The following is a 16120-nucleotide window of genomic DNA, read 5'->3' on the forward strand; positions in this document are numbered from 1 at the left end:
GTGACGTTGTCAGTTCTCCGCGTTACCCGTGCGGCGGAAGAGGAGATCGTGTACGACGTGCCCCTTGTCGAGGCCCTGACCCTCGAAGCGGGTGAGGGGGCGGAAGTCCGGCCGGGGCGCGTAGCCGCCGTCGGCCCGCGTGTTCTCGAACTCCGGCTGCGCCGTGAGCACGTCGAGCATCTGCTCGGCGTACGGCTCCCAGTCGGTCGCGCAGTGCAGGATCGCCCCGGGCGCCAGGCGGGTGGCGGCCAGCGCGAGGAACTCGGGCTGGATCAGCCGGCGCTTGTGGTGGCGGGCCTTGGGCCAGGGGTCGGGGAAGTACACGCGGAGCCCGGCCAGCGAATCCGGGGGCAGCATCTCGCGGAGCAGGATGATGGCGTCCCCGTTGGCGACGCGGACGTTGGTGAGTCCGCCGCGCTCCGCGAGGGCGAGCAGGTTGCCCTGCCCGGGGGTGTGCACGTCGGCGGCGAGGATCCCGGTCCCCGGGTCGGCGGCGGCCATCTGCGCGGTGGCCTCGCCCATGCCGAAGCCGATCTCCAGCACGACGGGAAGCCCGTCGAACATCCGCTTCAGGTCGATGACCCGGTGTCCGTCGATGTCGAGGCCCCAGGTACCCCAGAGCCGCTTGAGGGCTTCGCCCTGCCCGGTGGTGACCCGGCTGCGCCGGGGCTGGAAGCTCCGGATCCGCCGCTCGTGGTGCGAGCCCGCCGGGTCGGGAGCGGGCCCGTCGGGAAACCGGGGCTCGGTCCGCCACTTCGGGGGAGCGTAGGTGGATGCCTCCGGCGTCGGCTCGGGGGCGGGACTCGGGGGGGTACGGGACTCAGACACAATGGCGCCGATTCTACGCGGGGCCGCAGGAACCGGCCCCGCGGGCGTGTGGCGCGCGGGGCCGGGAGCGGAGCGAGAGGGCCGGCGCGGAACTACGCGGTGCGGAGCGCGGTGAGCGCCCGGGAGGCGATCTCCCGGCCGATCGGCAGCGAAGCGGTGGCCGCGGGGGACGGCGCGTTCAGGACGTGGACCGTCCTCGGCGCCTCGCGGATCAGGAAGTCGTCCACCAGCGTCCCGTCCCGCAGCACCGCCTGCGCCCGGACCCCGGCCGCCGCGGGCACCAGATCCGCCGCGGTGACCGCCGGCAGCAGGCGCCGTACGGCCTCGACGAACGCCGGCTTCGACACCGACCGCCGCACCTCGCCCGCCCCGTACCGCCAGTGCCGCGCGGCCATCCGCCAGGATCCCGGCCAGGCCAGCTCGTCCGCGAGGTCCCGCGGCCGGACCGTGCCCCACCCGTACCCCTCGCGCGCCAGCGCCGGCACGGCGTTCGGTCCGACGTGGACCCCGCCCCCGATGCCCCGCGTGAGGTGCACCCCGAGGAAGGGGAAGGCCGGATCCGGCACCGGGTAGACCAGCCCGCGCACGAGCTCGGTCCGGGTCAGGTCGTAGTACTCGCCCCGGAACGGCACGATGCGCATGCCCGGGTCGTCACCGGCCAGCCGCGCTATCCGGTCGCACTGCAGCCCCGCGCAGTTCACCAGGACCCGCGCGCGCACCACCAGGCCGGTGCTCGTCCGCACCGCCACCCCCGACGCGCGCCGCGAGATCAGGTCGACCGCGCCGCCGTAGACGATCTCCGCGCCCGAGGACTCCGCCAGCTGCTCCGCGACCCGCCCGTAGTCCACGATCCCGGTGGTCCCCACGTGGATCGCGGCGAGCCCGCGCACCTGCGGCTCGTACTCGGCGATCTGCGTCGGCCCCAGCTCGCGCACGGGGATGCCGTTCTCCCGGCCCCGCTGTACGAGCGCGTGCAGGCGCGGCAGCTCGTCCCGCTCGGTGGCGACGATGAGCTTGCCGGTCACCTCGTGCGCGATGCCGTGCTCCGCGCAGAACTTGACCATCTCGGCCGCCCCGCGCACCGCGAAGCGCGCCTTGAGGGAGCCGGGCTTGTAGTAGATGCCGCTGTGGATCACGCCGCTGTTGCGGCCCGTCTGGTGCCGGGCGGGGCCGTCCTCCTTCTCCAGGACGACCACGCGGGTCCCCGGAGCGAGCCTGGCGAGGGCATGCGCCGTCGACAGGCCGACGATTCCGCCGCCGATCACCAGCACGTCGCAGTCCACTCTGCCCATGCTGCCCAAGCCCCCCACGCTGACACCTCCCACCCCTGCATAGTGCACCCCGCCACCGACAGCGAGGCCACGCGGGGCCTATGCCGGGGTCACCAGCAGAGGCCTGGCCCGCTCGCGCAGCTCGGCGACGCGCGGTTCGTTCCCGTACGGTTCCAGCCGGTGCAGCAGGTCCCGTACGTACTCGTTCGTCCGCGCCGAGGAGATCCGGCCCGCCACCTCCACCGCCCGCGTACCGGCGGCGCAGGCCGCGTCGAGGTTCCCCGACTCCAGCTCGGCCACCGCGCTCACGACGAGCCGCAGCCCGTGCGAGCGTACGTACTCCTCCGTCGGCCGCGAAAGGGCCTGCTCCGTGAAGCGCCTTACCTGCCGGGGGAGTTTGAGGTCGCGGTAGCACTCGGCCGCGTCCGCCGCGAAGCGGTCGTAGGAGTAGAAGCCGAGCCAGGTCGGGTCCCCGTCGCCCTCCCGGGCCCGCTCCAGCCAGCCCTCGGCGGCCCGCAGCGCGGCCCCGGCGGCCGCCGAATCCCCCGCCTTCGCGTGCGCCCGCGCCTCGACCAGGCGGAAGAAGCTCATGGTGCGGGCGGTGGCCAGGCCCCGGTTGCGCTCCACGGCGGCCTGCGCCAGGTCCACGCCCTCGTCCGGGAAGTCCCGGTAGGTGGCCTGCAGCGACATGGACGCCAGCACGTACCCGCCGAGCGGTACGTCGGCTGCGGCGCGGGCCAGGCGCAGCGCCTGGATGTAGTAGCGCTGGGCGGCTTCCTGCTGGCCCGTGTCGAAGGCCATCCAGCCGGCCAGCCGGGTCAGCTCGGCGGTCGCGCCGAAGAGCGCCCGGCCGACCTCGTCGGTGTACGAGCCGAGCAGCAGGGGCGCCGCGTCCACCCGCAGGCATTCGGGGACCATCGACGAACGCCAGTCCCCGCCGCCGTACTTGGAGTCCCAGCGGCGGGCGTCCTCGGCGGCCTCGCGCAGCTTGGCCACGTCGCTGTGGCCCACGCGCAGCGGGCCGGCCTCGGCCGCGGAGGGCGCGGCGGGCGCTGAGGGCGCGGGCAGGGAGGCCGCGGGCTCGGGCGAGGAGGGTGCGGATGCGCCGGGTGCGGGCGCGGCGGGAGTTTCGCCCGGAGGCTGGGCGGGCACACCCCCGACGAGGGCGCCCGGCGGCGCCGGAAGGCCTTCCGGCGGGGCCGCACCCGGCACCGGTTCGCGCGCTGCCGCGGTCGCGTGGGACGGCGCTCCCCGGCGGTCCTGGGCCTGGGCCTGTGCCTCCGTCTGCGCCCGTGCCGGTACCGGCACGCTGACCTGGCCCTGGGTCTGACCCGGCTCGCGCGCCACGGAGCCGTCCGCGGGAGATATCAGCCAGCGCGAGGCCGGTGTCGCGTACGCCGAGACCGAGAAGGAACCGGCGAGCGACTGCCAGATCCCACCACCGCCGCGCCGACCGGCGAGGTCGAGCCGGTAGAGGTCGGTCGCCGAGCGCACGGCGGCTCCCACGTCGCGCGGGAACGCCAGCCCCACCTCGGGCGCCGGATCCGCGTCGGCGAGGCCGATCTCGTGCAGCGGCACGGGCCGGCCGAGCTTCGCGCCGATGGCGGCCGCGATCAGGTGCGGGGCGGCGCCCTGCGGCACCATCCCCTTCGACACCCACCGGGCCACCGACGTCTTGTCGTACCGAAGCGTCAGGCCGCGCTGCGCACCGAGGTCGTTGACCCGCCGGGCCAGCCCGGCGTTGCTGATGCCCGCGAGGGCGAGGACGGCGCCGAGCTTCTCATTGGGCTCGCGGAGCTCCCTGGACATGCGCCACCCCTCGTCACACGCGGAACGCATACGCCGCCGGGGCATAGGCGCCCGGCATTTCGTAAACCCAGCGTAGTTCCCCGCCTCCCAAGCGTTAAGGCCCCGAGTTCCGTATGGCGGGATTGTTGTCCGTATGCACAGTCGGTGAGGGGACCGGGCCCGGGGCGCACGTGTCAGCGCGTGCTCCGCCCGTGTGGCCGTGCGCCCGGCCGTGCGCTCTGGCCGCACCGGGGGCCCGGCGATTCGATGACCGGTGCGTGGGTCGGCCCGCTGGGTGGATCCGGCGGGCCGGGGGACGCCGCTGCCTCAATCCCCGCGGGTGGCGGAACGGTTCGGGGGGTGGATCCCGCCCTCCGGACCGCGCCCCGCACGGCGGGCGCCGCCGGCCTGCGCAGGGGCCCCGGGAGGGCCGCAGTACGGTCGAAGAATGGCCGAAACAGACCTATGGGGCAGGGGGAGCGGAACGCCAAATACCGTGTGGACGGCGCGTGTTCGTTTGCACGTGCGCCCCCCTTACCCACTCCCCCGCGCCTGTCTCGTGGCAGCATGGTCCCCGAGCCACCCGGGGTCCCGCCGGCCGCGCCCACGTGCGCCGTCCGCGCCGTCCGCACCCCGGTCGGATGCCCACGGGCTGGGGAGGCGGCGGTGCGCTGGTTGGTGGGGTGGAGCAGTATCGCCGCGAGCTTCGGCACGGCCGGACGCGTCGCCGGACACGCCGCCGCGCACAGCTCCGGTCAGGGCGGATACGGCTCCGGTCCGGAGCCCGCCCACGGATCGGCACCCGCCTACGGCTCCGGCCCCGACGCATGGGGCGACGGCCCCCTGCGCGGCGGCCTCGCCGACGCCGACCGTCCCGACGACCCGGGGGCCGCCGAGGCCGACCGCACCGTGGTCCCCGTGGGCGCCCAGCTCCTGTGGGGAGACCCCGACCCCCTGTGGGCCGTCGGCGACTGGCGCCCCGACGAGATCCGCACCCTCACCGCCGACCCCGCCGACCCCTTCATCCGGCTCGCGGTCCTCGGCTGCTGCGGCGCCAGCGACGAGGAACTGCGCCGAGGCCTCTCCGCCGCCCGCGGCGGCGCCCTGCGCCACCTCACCGAGTGGCCCGGCAGCTACACCGCCGTCATCCAGGCCGGCCGCCGCATCACCGTCGTCGGCGACCTCGCGGGCGCCCGCCCGGTCTTCTACACGCCCTGGGCGAGCGGGACCGCGTACGCCACCGCCGCCCTCCCGCTCGCCGACCTGATCGAGGCCCAGCTCGACATCGGCCACCTCGCCGCCCTGCTGGCCTGCCCCGACAGTCCGGAGGCGCTGGGCGACGGCACACCGTACGTCGGCGTCCGCCGCATCCCGCCCGGCCACGCGCTGATCCTGCGCGAGGGCTCGCGGGAGATCACCGGGTACGAACAGGTGGCCTCCCTCGCGGTGGCCGCCCCGGAATCCGACGCCGAGCGCGCGGTGGAGGGCGTACGGGAAGCTCTGGTCGACGCGGTGCGCGCCCGGCTCACGGCGCCCCGCCATGCTCCCGACACCCTGCCCCACGATCCCGGGCCGGTGCCCGGAATGGGACCCGCCGACCGGCGGGCGGCCCGCGGCGCCCCCGCGCCCGTCCCCGGAGTCGGCGCCGACCTCTCCGGCGGCAGCGCCTCCGCCACCCTCGCCCTGCTGGCGGCCGGCCTCCCCGGCGCGCCCGGCACGGTCCTCAGCCGCACCGGCGAGCGCCTCCTCGCCGTCACCTTCAACGACCTGGCCACCCCCCAGGGCCGCGGACCCGAACTGGAACGCGCCCACGCCATCGCCGCCAACCCCCGCCTGCACCACGTGGTCGTGGCCGCCGCCGAGGAAGCCCTTCCGTACGCGGACCTCGACGGACCGCTCACCGACGAGCCCGGCCCCTCCCTCGTCCTCGCCGCCCGCGAGCGCCGCCGCCTGGCCGCCGGGTCGGCGGACCACTTCACCGGCCACGGAGCCCGCCAGGTCCTCGACGCCCACCCCGCCCGGCTCGCCGACCTCCTGATGGACCGCCGCAGACGCCATCTGCTGCGCCCGGTCGCGGCCCTGGCCCGTTCGTCCCCCGGTGACTCCCTCCTCGTGCCGCTCACCGTCCCGCTCACCGTCTACTCCGCCGCCCGCCGCCTGGCCCGTACTCCGTACCGCGCCGGTATGGAAGCGGCCGCCGCCCGGCTGCGCGACGGTGGCGCCGGCCCTGGCCCCGTCTCCCCGGTGGACGCCTCGCTCGCGGCCCTGACCTGGTCCCGGCCCGGCCCGGCCGCGGCCTGGCTGACCGGCGAGGCCCTGGCAGAGGTATCGATCCGCCTGACCGCCGCGGCGGGCCGCCCGCCCCTCTCCCTGCGGCCCGGGGAAGCCCGGGCCCGCGCGGCCCTGGCCCGCCACGCCGCCGACCACCGGGTCTTCGAACAGGCCGTGGAGGTCCGCAGCCAGCGCCTGCACGCGCCCTTCCTGGACAACCAGGTCGTACGGGCCGCCCGCGCCCTCCCCGAATCCCTGCGCGTCCAGCCCGGGGCGCGGGCGGCGATCCTGCGCAGCGTCCTGTCCTCGGCCGGGGTCCGCGAACTGCCTCCCGGGTGGGGTGCCACCACCCACGCCCCGAACGAGTCCGCGACCCGCCTGGGCCTGCGCGCCGCCCTCCCCGCACTCCTGTCCCTCTTCGCGTCCCCCCTCCTGGCGGACGCGGGCCTGATCGAGGCCCGGGTCGTGCGCCAGGCCCTGCTCGACGCGGCGGACGGCCTCCCCGTCCCGCTGGACGGCCTGGCCGAGCTCGTCTCGATGGAACTGTGGCTGGGCCGCCTCCTCTCCCGCCGCGGCACCTGCTGGACGGGCACCTCCACCCCCCGCCGCCGAGCCGTCCCCAAGGGCGTCCCCCTCCGCCGCCCGGCCCTCTCCTGACCCTGCCCGCCTCACCCGTCACGGCGGCGGCCCCGTCGCGGCGGCGGCCCCGTCGCGGCGGCCCCCTCCGGGACCCCGGAGCGCCGGGAACCCCGGGGGGCACACGGCCGGGCGCCGCTCAGCGACAGCTGATCACCGCGTCGGCCCAACTCGCCAGCACCGGCAACTGCCCGCCTCCCACCCGCTCCACGACGAGCCGCACCTCCGTGTGCCCCGACAGCGGCACGGACACCCGCGCCGCCGGGTCCTCCCGGCCGAGCGCCGCGGACCGCCACAGCCGCTCCCCGTCCCCGTACACGGAGAACCGGACCTCGCCGTCCGTGTACAGCGACAGCCGGTCCACCCCGGCCCGCGCCGTGAAGTCCGTGCACTGCCGGTTGAGCGCGATCCGCACGGAGGACCGGGAGTCGACGGTGATGCCGTGGGCGAAGCGCTGCCCGGCGATCTGCACTCCCCAGCGCTGCCACACCCAGCTGCTCCGCCAGGTCTCGATCTCGGGACCGTCGTGGTCCCCGTACGCGGAGTGGCTCAGCCCGGCGACCCTGAACGCCCGCGCGGCCGGCGCCGGCGCTGGCGGCGTCACGTCCGGGCTCGGGCTCGGTCCGGGACCCGGGCTCTGGCCGCGGGCAGGACTCGCCGACGGCCGCTCCCGGGTCGGGGAAGGCGCCGGCGCGGCCGGAGCCCCGGCCACCGGCGGCGGCGTCACCCGCGCCGACGGTACGGACCCCCGTGCCGTCGGCGGCTGCGCCCGCGCCGGGCCCGGCTCCTGAACGGGCGCGGTGGAAGGCTTCGCCGCCGGCGCGAGCGGGGCCGCCACGCTCGGCGCGGGCTCCGCACGCACGGGCGGCTCGGGGTCGTCACCGGCCAGCGCGAACACCACGCCGACCGCGGCGGCGACCACGACTCCGGCGGCGAGGGCCGCCTTGGCCGGAAGCCCCAGCCCTTCCGAAGCCAGGGCCCCACCGGCCCCGCCCGTTCCAGCAGCCCCACCGGCCCCACCGGCCGAGGCACCCGCGGCCACGCCCCCGGCGGCACCCGCCCCCGCCGCCCCGGCGGCCGATCCGCCCGCGGCGGCCGCCGCGGCCCCGGCACCGCCCGCGGCGACGGCCCCGCCGGCCACGACTCCGGCCGCCTTGGCCGCGTACCCGGCGGCGAACCATCCGATGACGGCGACCGGCAGCAGCGCGGGAATGCCCGCGTTGACGTCCTTGAGCTCCCCGGCTGCGACCCGGCACCGGGCGCACTCCTCCAGGTGCTTGCGCAGTCCCCGCTCCGCCCGCATGCGCAGACCGCCGCGCGCGTACGCCCCGAGCCGGTCGGCGTACCGGGCGCACTCCCCGCCCGAGCTCAGCGCGGTGCTCACATGGGCCTGGAGATAGGCCTGCTTGAGCCCTTCCCGGGCCCGACCGGCCAGGACCGCGGTCGCGTTGGCGCTGAGCCCGAAGAGGGGCGCGATCGAGCTCGGCGACGCCTCCTCGACGGTGGTGTGCCACAGCACGGCCTGCCACCGCTCGGGCAGGCTCCGGAAGGCCTGCAGGGCGAGCGACTGCTCGGCCTCGTGCATCGCCCGCACGTCCGCGCCGAGTTCCAGGGTGTCGTCCCCGGTCAGCCCGCCCCCGCCGTCGCCCGCCCCGGAGGCCTGCTCCGCGAACAGCGCGAAGTCCTCGACCAGATGCTCCCGCTTGGCGGTCTTCGTCCAGGCCGCGGCGACCCGCCGCACGGTGGTCATGAGATAGGCCCGCACGGCTTGGTCCGGACCCGCTCCGCCCCGTACCGCCTGGAGGGTGCGCGCGAACACCTCGGCCGTCAGGTCGTCGGCCGTGTGCCCGTCGCGGCAGCACGTACGGGCATAGCGCCGTACGGCACCGGCGTGCCGGCGGAACAGCTCCTCGTACGCACCGTCGTCGCCCCCGCGCATCCGGGCGATCAAGTCCCCGTCGGACGGCGCCAGCTCCCCGCCGGCCCCGGCGGCGTGCCGCCCGCCCGGTTCGCGCTGGGCCGGCACCTGCTGCGCGGGCAGGCCGCCCGCGGCGACTTCGCCGCCACCGTGCGGCTCTTCCCGACCGTCAACGCTCATCGCGGAAGCCCCCGCGGGACACACTCAACCGGTACACCGATTCAGCGTGTCACACGGCGGACGCGCCCCGTGCCCGTCCGCGCCCCATCCACTCATCCGGGCAAGGTGCGACGGATCGCCGTACGCGGCCTCACCCGTTCGAGCAAGCCGTCGTCCGGCGGGCCGGGCGGACGCCCGCCAACCAGGCGAGCGTCCTCGCACCGTTCCTCCCCGGACCGTCGGCGCCGGCCGGTACCCACCGCACGGGCCCAGCCGGAGCCGGCCGGCCCGTGCGGTGCGGTCGGCGTCAGACCGTCCGGGACCGCAGTCCCTCGAGCAGGATGTCGAGCAGCCGGGCCGAAGCCGCGGCCTGCTGCGCCGCGTCCGGCAGGGCGGGAGCGGCCGTGGCTATCACCAGCAGCACATCGGCCACCGTGACGTCGCCCCGCAGCGCGCCGGCCTCCCGGGCCCGCTCGACCAGACGGCCGACGACCTCCAGCAGCTCGCCCGCGCCCGCGTCGTCCGAAGGCTCGTCCTCCAGGCCCCGCGAAGAGCCGACGACCCGCAGCTCGGGCGCCCCGACGCCGGCGACGACCTGACGCTGCTGCGGCACACGAGCGGCCTCGGCCTCCTCCTCGCCGGGACCGCCGACCCGCAGCACCTGCGGCGGCAGCAGCCGTCCGGCGCCGGAGGCCACGGAGGTCCGCAGGAAGCGCGACAGCGCCTGCCACGGCTCCTCCTCCTGGCCGAGCGCGGTCCGGGCCTGCTCGGTCAGCCGGGAGGTCTCCTCCTCGGCTATCCGCCGGACCAGGACGTCCTTGCTCGGGAACCGCCGGTACACGGTGCCGACGCCGACCCGCGCGCGACGCGCGACGTCCTCCATCGGAGCCCCGTAGCCGAGCTCCCCGAAGACCTCGCGGGCGGCTCGCAGTACGTGTTCGAGATTGCGCTGGGCGTCGACGCGCAGCGGCGTGGAACGACCCACGCCGTGCGTCGTTGCGCCGCCCGCCATCAGTCGGCCGCTGCTCTCGGAAGAGGCAGTGGCCGACGACAGAGCGGTCGCAGAAGCATGGAAATCGGAAATGTGCATATGTATCCCCCGGTAATCATTTGTCTCCCCCCGGAGACACTCCCCGCCTTCATGTCGAGGGGGGCCACGGTCATGAGGGCCCTGGTCCTACTCCTCGACGAGATACGAACATAGTTGAGCCAGAGTCAATTCAGAAGGGGCAGCCCCGGACGGACCACCGCCCGATCGGAGCATTCACCCCCACTTTTCCGTTCCAAGTCTCCGGAATCACCCCTTCCGCACGCCCTGACCTGCGCGGCTTCCCCTCTGTCCAGCCCCCTGAACGACCCGCTCCGGGGACCCCTTCCGGTCACACAATCTGTCGGGGCTGTGGACAAACTCCCGGCCACGTTGCGTCATGGGGTGGTGAAGGCTGCTAACTCCCGGGGCGAGTCCCCCGGTAACCCGCCCCGCACGCGGATCCTGATCGTCGGCGGCGGCTACGTAGGCATGTACACGGCACTCCGGCTCCAGCGAAAGCTGAGAACCGGCGAGGCCGAGGTCACGGTGGTCTCTCCCGAGCCGTACATGACGTACCAGCCCTTCCTCCCCGAGGCGGCCGCGGGCTCCATTTCCCCACGCCACGTCGTGGTGCCCCTGCGGCGCGTCCTGCCCGGGTGCCGCATCGTCATCGGCGAGGCCCGGAGCATCGACCACGCCAAACGGACCGCGACCGTGACCACCCTCGCCACCGAGGACGAGGGCGCCGGCCCCGTCGAGATCGAGTACGACGAACTCGTCCTCGCCCCCGGATCCGTCTCGCGCACCCTCCCCATCCCGGGGCTCGCCGAATTCGCCATCGGATTCAAGACCGTGGAAGAGGCCATCGGCCTGCGCAACCACGTCATCGAGCAGATGGACATCGCCTCCTCCACCCGCGATCCCGCCCTCCGCGACGCCGCTCTCACCTTCGTCTTCGTCGGCGGCGGCTACGCGGGCGTCGAAGCCCTGGGCGAGCTGGAGGACATGGCGCGCTACGCCGCCCGCTACTACCACAACATCAAGCCCGAGGACATGAAGTGGGTCCTGGTCGAGGCCAGCGACCGGATCCTGCCCGAGGTCGGACCCGAGATGGGCACCTACACGATCCGCGAACTGCGCCGCCGCGGCATCGACCTGCGCCTCGAGACCCGCCTCGACTCCTGCGAGAACCGCGTCGCCGTCCTCAGCGACGGCGCCCGCTTCCCCACCCGCACCATCGTGTGGACCGCCGGCGTCAAACCGCACCCGGTCCTCGCCGCCAGCGACCTGCCCAAGAACGAACACGGCCGCCTGGCCTGCACCTCCTTCCTGACCGTCGAGGGCGTCGAACACGCCTGGGCCGCCGGCGACGCCGCCTCCGTCCCCGACATCACGGCCGCGGAGAAGGGGGTCGCCTGCGCCCCCAACGCCCAGCACGCCGTCCGGCAGGCGAAGGTCCTCGCCGACAACCTCGTGTCGTCCCTGCGCGGCGGACTCCTCACCGAGTACGCCCACAAGTACGTCGGGTCCGTCGCCTCCCTCGGCCTCCACAAGGGCGTCGCCCACGTCTACGGACGCAAGCTCAAGGGCTACCCGGCGTGGCTCATGCACCGCGCCTACCACCTCAGCCGCGTCCCCACCCTGAACCGCAAGACGCGCGTGCTCGCCGAGTGGACGCTCTCCGGCCTCTTCAAGCGTGAGATCGTCTCCCTGGGATCCCTCGAACACCCCAGGGCAGAATTCGAACTCGCCGCGGGCGGAGGTCCCAAGGAGCCCCCGAAGAAGAGCGGAAGCTGACGCTGTCAGTGCCGTCGGCCACACTGGACGTGTGACCATAGGTGGGCTCACACCTGCACAGAGTGACATCCGAGTGCCACCGAGTGACCTAGCGACCACGAGCGACACCACGAGGCTAGAAGCAGTGAACTTCACCCGCTGGAGCGCCCGGTTTCCCGGAACGCAGCGCCGCGCCGCCGCCCGGTCCGAACACGCCGCCGCCCAGGCCAAACGCGGCGAGGGCTCGGTCCCGGCCGCCCGAGGCGCCGTCGGCCACTGCGCGACCGCGCCGGACGGCGGCCCCGTCGACCCGGCCCTCCGCGGCAGCGGTACGGGAGCCCCCGCCGAGGGCTCCGCAGCGGGTTCGGGGAGCACCCACGCCCCCGTGCCCTGCCTCGACGAGCTCTCCGTCCGGGACGTCCTCGACCGCCTCCCGGCCCTGGTCGCCCTCGTGCACGGGCCCGAACACCGCCTCGCCTACGTCAACGAGGCCTACACCGCCGGCTTCGGAGCCCGCTGCCCCGGCGCCCCCGCACACCTGGCCCTCCCCGAACTCGGCGAGCTCGGCCTGCTCCCGCTCCTCGACCAGGTCCAGCGCAGCGGGAAGCCCCGTACCGCCAAGAACCGCACCGCGCCCGGCGGCGGCAGCTCCTACACCGTCACCTGCACGCCGGTCGAGTTCCCCAAGAGCCCCAGCCGCACCACTGACACCACGGACGCCACGGACGCCGCTGCGGCCGCGGCCATCGGCTCCGCCACGGCCACCGGCCCCGACGGCGAAGCCGAGGGCGCCGCCCACCACACCGGCGTCCTGGTCCACCTCGCCGACGTCACCGACCACGCCGAGGCCGCCGAGCGCCTGCGCGCCAGCGAACGCCACCAGCGCGAGGCCGCCGTCACCCTCCAGCGCTCCCTCCTCCCGCAGGAGCTCGAGCAGCCGGACGACCTGCGGGTGGCCGCCACCTACCAGCCCGGCGGCACCGAGGCCGCCGTCGGCGGCGACTGGTACGACGTCATCACCCTCGGCGCCGGCCGCACCGCCCTCGTCATCGGCGACGTCATGGGCCGCGGCGTCCGCGCCGCCGCCGTCATGGGCCAGCTCCGCACCGCCGTCCGCGCGTACGCCCGGCTGGACCTCCCGCCCCACGAGGTCCTCCAGCTCCTGGACGGACTGGCCGCCGAGATCGACGCCAGCCAGATCGCCACCTGCGTCTACGCCGTCCACGACCCCAACGAGGGCCTCCTCGCCTACGCCTCCGCCGGGCACCTCCCGATCCTCGTCCGCGACGAGGACGGCACCGTCCGCCGCGCCGCCGACCCCACCGGACCTCCGCTGGGCACCGGCGGCTGGCTCCACACCTCCGGCACCATCGCGCTCGGCCCCGGCTCCACCGCCGTCCTCTACACCGACGGCCTGGTCGAACGCCGGGGCGAGGACATCGACGAGGGCGTGGCCGCCCTGGAACGCGCCCTCTCCGGCGCGCAGGGCAGCCCCGCCGTCATCTGCGACCGCCTGATGCGCGCCCTCGGGGTCGACGCCGACCACTACGACGACGTGGCCGTGCTGGTCCTCCAGCAGCCCGCCCGCACCGGGGCCGATGCCGAGCTCTTCCACAACGCCGCCCTGGAACTCCTCGGCGGCGTCGAGGCCGCCCCGCGCGCCCGCGCCTTCGCCCAGGGCGTCCTCGCCTCCTGGCGGTTCCCGGTCGAACTGTGCGACCTCGGTGTCCTGGCCGCCAGCGAGCTCGTCGCGAACTCCCTCCAGCACGGCACCCCGCCGATGCGGCTGCGCCTGCGCCGCACCGACCGCCGGCTGATCATCGAAGTCACCGACGGGGACGACCACCTCCCGCGCCGCCGCCGCGCGGAACCGGCCGACGAGACGGGCCGCGGGATCTCGATCGTCGCCACCATCGCCTCGTCCTGGGGCTCCCGGCGCACCCCGGGCGGCGGCAAGGCCGTCTGGTGCGAGTTCGCCCTCCCGGACAAGGACAAGGACAAGGACAGGGACCAGTAGCGAGGAGCGGGACAGCACGAAGGCCCCGGTCCACCGGACCGGGGCCTTCGTCGTACCTCCGCGGGTACGGAGGTCTCCGTACCCGCGCCCGCTACGCGGGTACGGGCTCGGCGGCCTTCGCCGTCTCCACCGCGACCGCACCGCGGGCCAGCGCCGGGTTGTCCTGCACCGGGGTCAGCTGCTTGCCGAGGCGCAGCGCCAGCCAGGCGATGCCGAGCGAGACCAGCACGAAGGCCCCGATGTAGAGCATCGGCACACCGGCGCCCAGCGGCACCCCGAGCGGCCCGAGGGCCAGCGCCATCTGCTTCACCAGGGCGAAGGCCGAGTTGTACTGGCCCACGGAGCCCTCGGGAGCCAGGTCGGCCACCAGCGGCGCGAGCGTCGGCGACAGCATGGCCTCGCCGATGCCGAAGAGCGCGTACGTGGTGATGAACGCGGCGGCGGCCATCATCGCGCTGCCGTGTCCCAGGCCGGAGAAGCCGGCGAGGATCCACGCGCCGGTCCAGATCAGGCCGACGAGCGCGATCACCCGGGAGCGGCGGCGGTTCTCGACCAGCTTCAGCACGACGAACTGCGCCACGACGATGGCACCGGTGTTGGCGGCCAGCGCGAACCCGAGCACGGAGGGGGAGACCCCGGCGGCCTCGGTACCGAAGGCGGACAGGCCCGACTCGAACTGTCCGTAGCAGGCGAAGAAGAGGACGAAGCCGAGGACGCAGAACTGCACCATGGCCTTGTGCTCGAGCAGTCGCTTCCAGCCGCCGCCCGTCTGCGCGGCGGCCTTGGCCAGGGCGGTGCTGATGGCTGGCGTCTGCGGCATCCGCACGGTGGCGATGACCCCGGCCAGGACCAGGAACATCACGGCCTCGATGCCGAACAGCAGGGTGAAGCTGCCGGGACGCGTCTCGTCGACGATGAGGCCGCCGATGAGGCCGCCGATGCCGAGGCCCAGGTTCTGCATGAAGAACTGGAGGGCGAAGGCCCGGGTCCGGGTGGACGGGGTGGAGCACCGCACGATCATCGTGGCCAGCGCCGGCTGCATGACGGCCTGCCCGGCGCCGAGCGCCAGGGCGGACAGCAGGATCGGTACGACGGTCGTGGAGAGGCCGAGGGAGAGCGAGCCGAGCGAGGCGAGGAACGCGGCGCCCATGACCACGGGGACAGGACCCCGCCGGTCGATGACCCGGCCGGTGAAGGGCAGCGCGAGAAGCGCGCCGAGGGCGAACGCGACGAACGTACACGTCGCCCACAGAGGGTCCAGTTCGCGCACCTTCGCCGCGTAGACGTAGAGGAACGGAACCGTGAAACCGATACCGAACGCGGTCAACGCGTTCCCGGCCTGGATCCTCCGCATCGCAGCGCCCATCACCTTGGTCACTTCTCACCACCTTGATTGCTGAAGCTTGAAGACTTCATACCTAAAGTTCGACGCTTAACACTACACACTGAAGGAGTTAGACGCCAACGCGCTCGTGCCATACTTCGGACCATGGGTGACACCCCCGACGGCACCGCGCCCGTCCACGAGCCGAGCCTCGACGAACAGATCGCCGTCTATCAGCGTGAGTTCCAGGACCTCGACCCCCAGGTGGAGAAGGTCGTATCGGCCCTCAGCCGCCTGAACCGCCGGATGAACGTCGCGTACGGCCGTCAGACCGCGGCCCTGGGCATCAGCAACGCGGAGTGGGAGGTCCTCAAGGCCCTCGTGCTCTCCGGAGCCCCGTACCGGATGGGTCCGAGCGAGCTCGCGAAGCAGCTGGGCCTCACGCCGGCGGCGATGACCCACCGGATCGACCGCATGACGGCGGAAGCGCTGGTCACGCGGGAGCGGGACGAGAACAACCGCGTCCGCGTGATCGTCGAGCTCACGGCGGAGGGCCGCAGCAAGTGGCTGGACGCCATGCGCGCGGCCACGGTCTTCGAGGAGGACCTCCTCCAGGACCTCTCCACCGCGGAACGAGGGGTCCTGGGCGACATGCTCACCCGGCTCCTGGACCGCGTGGAGGACCTCCAGTCCCCGAGCTGAACCCGGGCACCGGCCCGGGTTGACACGGGCCTCGCCGATCCGTAAGGTTCTTCGAGTTGTCCCTGAGCCGAAAGGTTTCGGAGACAACCATCCCGCCGCCTCGTTGCGGCACCCAACTCAGCAGGATCTCCCACCGGGAACGCATTCGGCATGCCCGAATTCATTTCCGAAGGTCGATTATGAATCGCCCGGGAAATCCACTAGAGTTCTGGGAGTCGGAAGGGCCCAACAGCCCGGAAGACAAACCCCGCTGACTGGGAGTCAGGCCCGAAAGAGTCTGATAGAGTCGGAAACACAAGAACGAGGGAAGCGCCCGGAGGAAAGCCCGAGAGGGTGAGTACAAAGGAAGCGTCCGTTCCTTGAGAACTCAACAGCGTGCCAAAAATCAACGCCAAAAAGT

10 protein-coding genes are annotated in these 16120 nt (G+C 74.3%); 4 read left to right on the forward strand and 6 right to left on the reverse strand.

The features are described from left to right. Positions 1 to 9: 9 nt before the first annotated feature. From trmB to ACWF9Z_RS31610, 3 genes are all read right to left on the reverse strand, one after another. Positions 10 to 828, reverse strand: coding sequence for a tRNA (guanosine(46)-N7)-methyltransferase TrmB (gene trmB / locus ACWF9Z_RS31600; protein WP_453607875.1), 819 nt, complete (start codon positions 826 to 828; stop codon positions 10 to 12). 92 nt (positions 829 to 920) lie between these two features. Next, positions 921 to 2120, reverse strand: a complete 1200-nt coding sequence (lhgO, locus tag ACWF9Z_RS31605; RefSeq protein ID WP_453607878.1) for an L-2-hydroxyglutarate oxidase — start codon at positions 2118 to 2120, stop codon at positions 921 to 923. 78 nt (positions 2121 to 2198) lie between these two features. Further along, complete coding sequence (locus ACWF9Z_RS31610; protein WP_453607881.1) at positions 2199 to 3908, reverse strand: sporulation protein; 1710 nt, start codon at positions 3906 to 3908, stop codon at positions 2199 to 2201. Between the two features lie 645 nt (positions 3909 to 4553). Between ACWF9Z_RS31610 and ACWF9Z_RS31615 the strand changes: the two genes are divergently transcribed. After that, positions 4554 to 6815, forward strand: coding sequence for an asparagine synthase-related protein (locus ACWF9Z_RS31615; RefSeq protein WP_453607883.1), 2262 nt, complete (start codon positions 4554 to 4556; stop codon positions 6813 to 6815). A gap of 118 nt (positions 6816 to 6933) precedes the next feature. On the opposite strand, the gene ACWF9Z_RS31620 is transcribed toward ACWF9Z_RS31615, so the two are convergent. Further along, positions 6934 to 8892, reverse strand: coding sequence for a sigma-70 family RNA polymerase sigma factor (locus ACWF9Z_RS31620; RefSeq protein WP_453607885.1), 1959 nt, complete (start codon positions 8890 to 8892; stop codon positions 6934 to 6936). Between the two features lie 286 nt (positions 8893 to 9178). Beyond that, positions 9179 to 9961: a TetR/AcrR family transcriptional regulator gene (locus tag ACWF9Z_RS31625; RefSeq protein ID WP_453607886.1), complete on the reverse strand. Its 783-nt coding sequence runs from the start codon at positions 9959 to 9961 to the stop codon at positions 9179 to 9181. A gap of 342 nt (positions 9962 to 10303) precedes the next feature. On the opposite strand from ACWF9Z_RS31625, the gene ACWF9Z_RS31630 reads away from it, so the two are divergent. Further along, entirely contained in the window at positions 10304 to 11698 is a 1395-nt protein-coding gene (locus ACWF9Z_RS31630) for an NAD(P)/FAD-dependent oxidoreductase (protein WP_453607888.1), read from the forward strand. Positions 11699 to 11822: 124 nt separating this feature from the next. Then, positions 11823 to 13694 carry an ATP-binding SpoIIE family protein phosphatase gene (locus ACWF9Z_RS31635; protein ID WP_453607891.1) on the forward strand — a complete coding sequence of 624 codons (1872 nt, stop codon included), beginning with the start codon at positions 11823 to 11825 and terminating at the stop codon, positions 13692 to 13694. 91 nt (positions 13695 to 13785) lie between these two features. Here the strand turns inward: ACWF9Z_RS31635 and ACWF9Z_RS31640 are convergent, their stop codons facing one another. After that, positions 13786 to 15060 carry an MFS transporter gene (locus ACWF9Z_RS31640; RefSeq protein ID WP_453607900.1) on the reverse strand — a complete coding sequence of 425 codons (1275 nt, stop codon included), beginning with the start codon at positions 15058 to 15060 and terminating at the stop codon, positions 13786 to 13788. A gap of 123 nt (positions 15061 to 15183) precedes the next feature. Between ACWF9Z_RS31640 and ACWF9Z_RS31645 the strand changes: the two genes are divergently transcribed. Further along, positions 15184 to 15720 (forward strand): MarR family winged helix-turn-helix transcriptional regulator, encoded by a 537-nt coding sequence (locus ACWF9Z_RS31645; RefSeq protein ID WP_449482858.1) that lies wholly within the window; start codon positions 15184 to 15186, stop codon positions 15718 to 15720. Positions 15721 to 16120 lie beyond the last annotated feature (400 nt).

The organism is Streptomyces sp. NPDC054961, assembly GCF_053609145.1.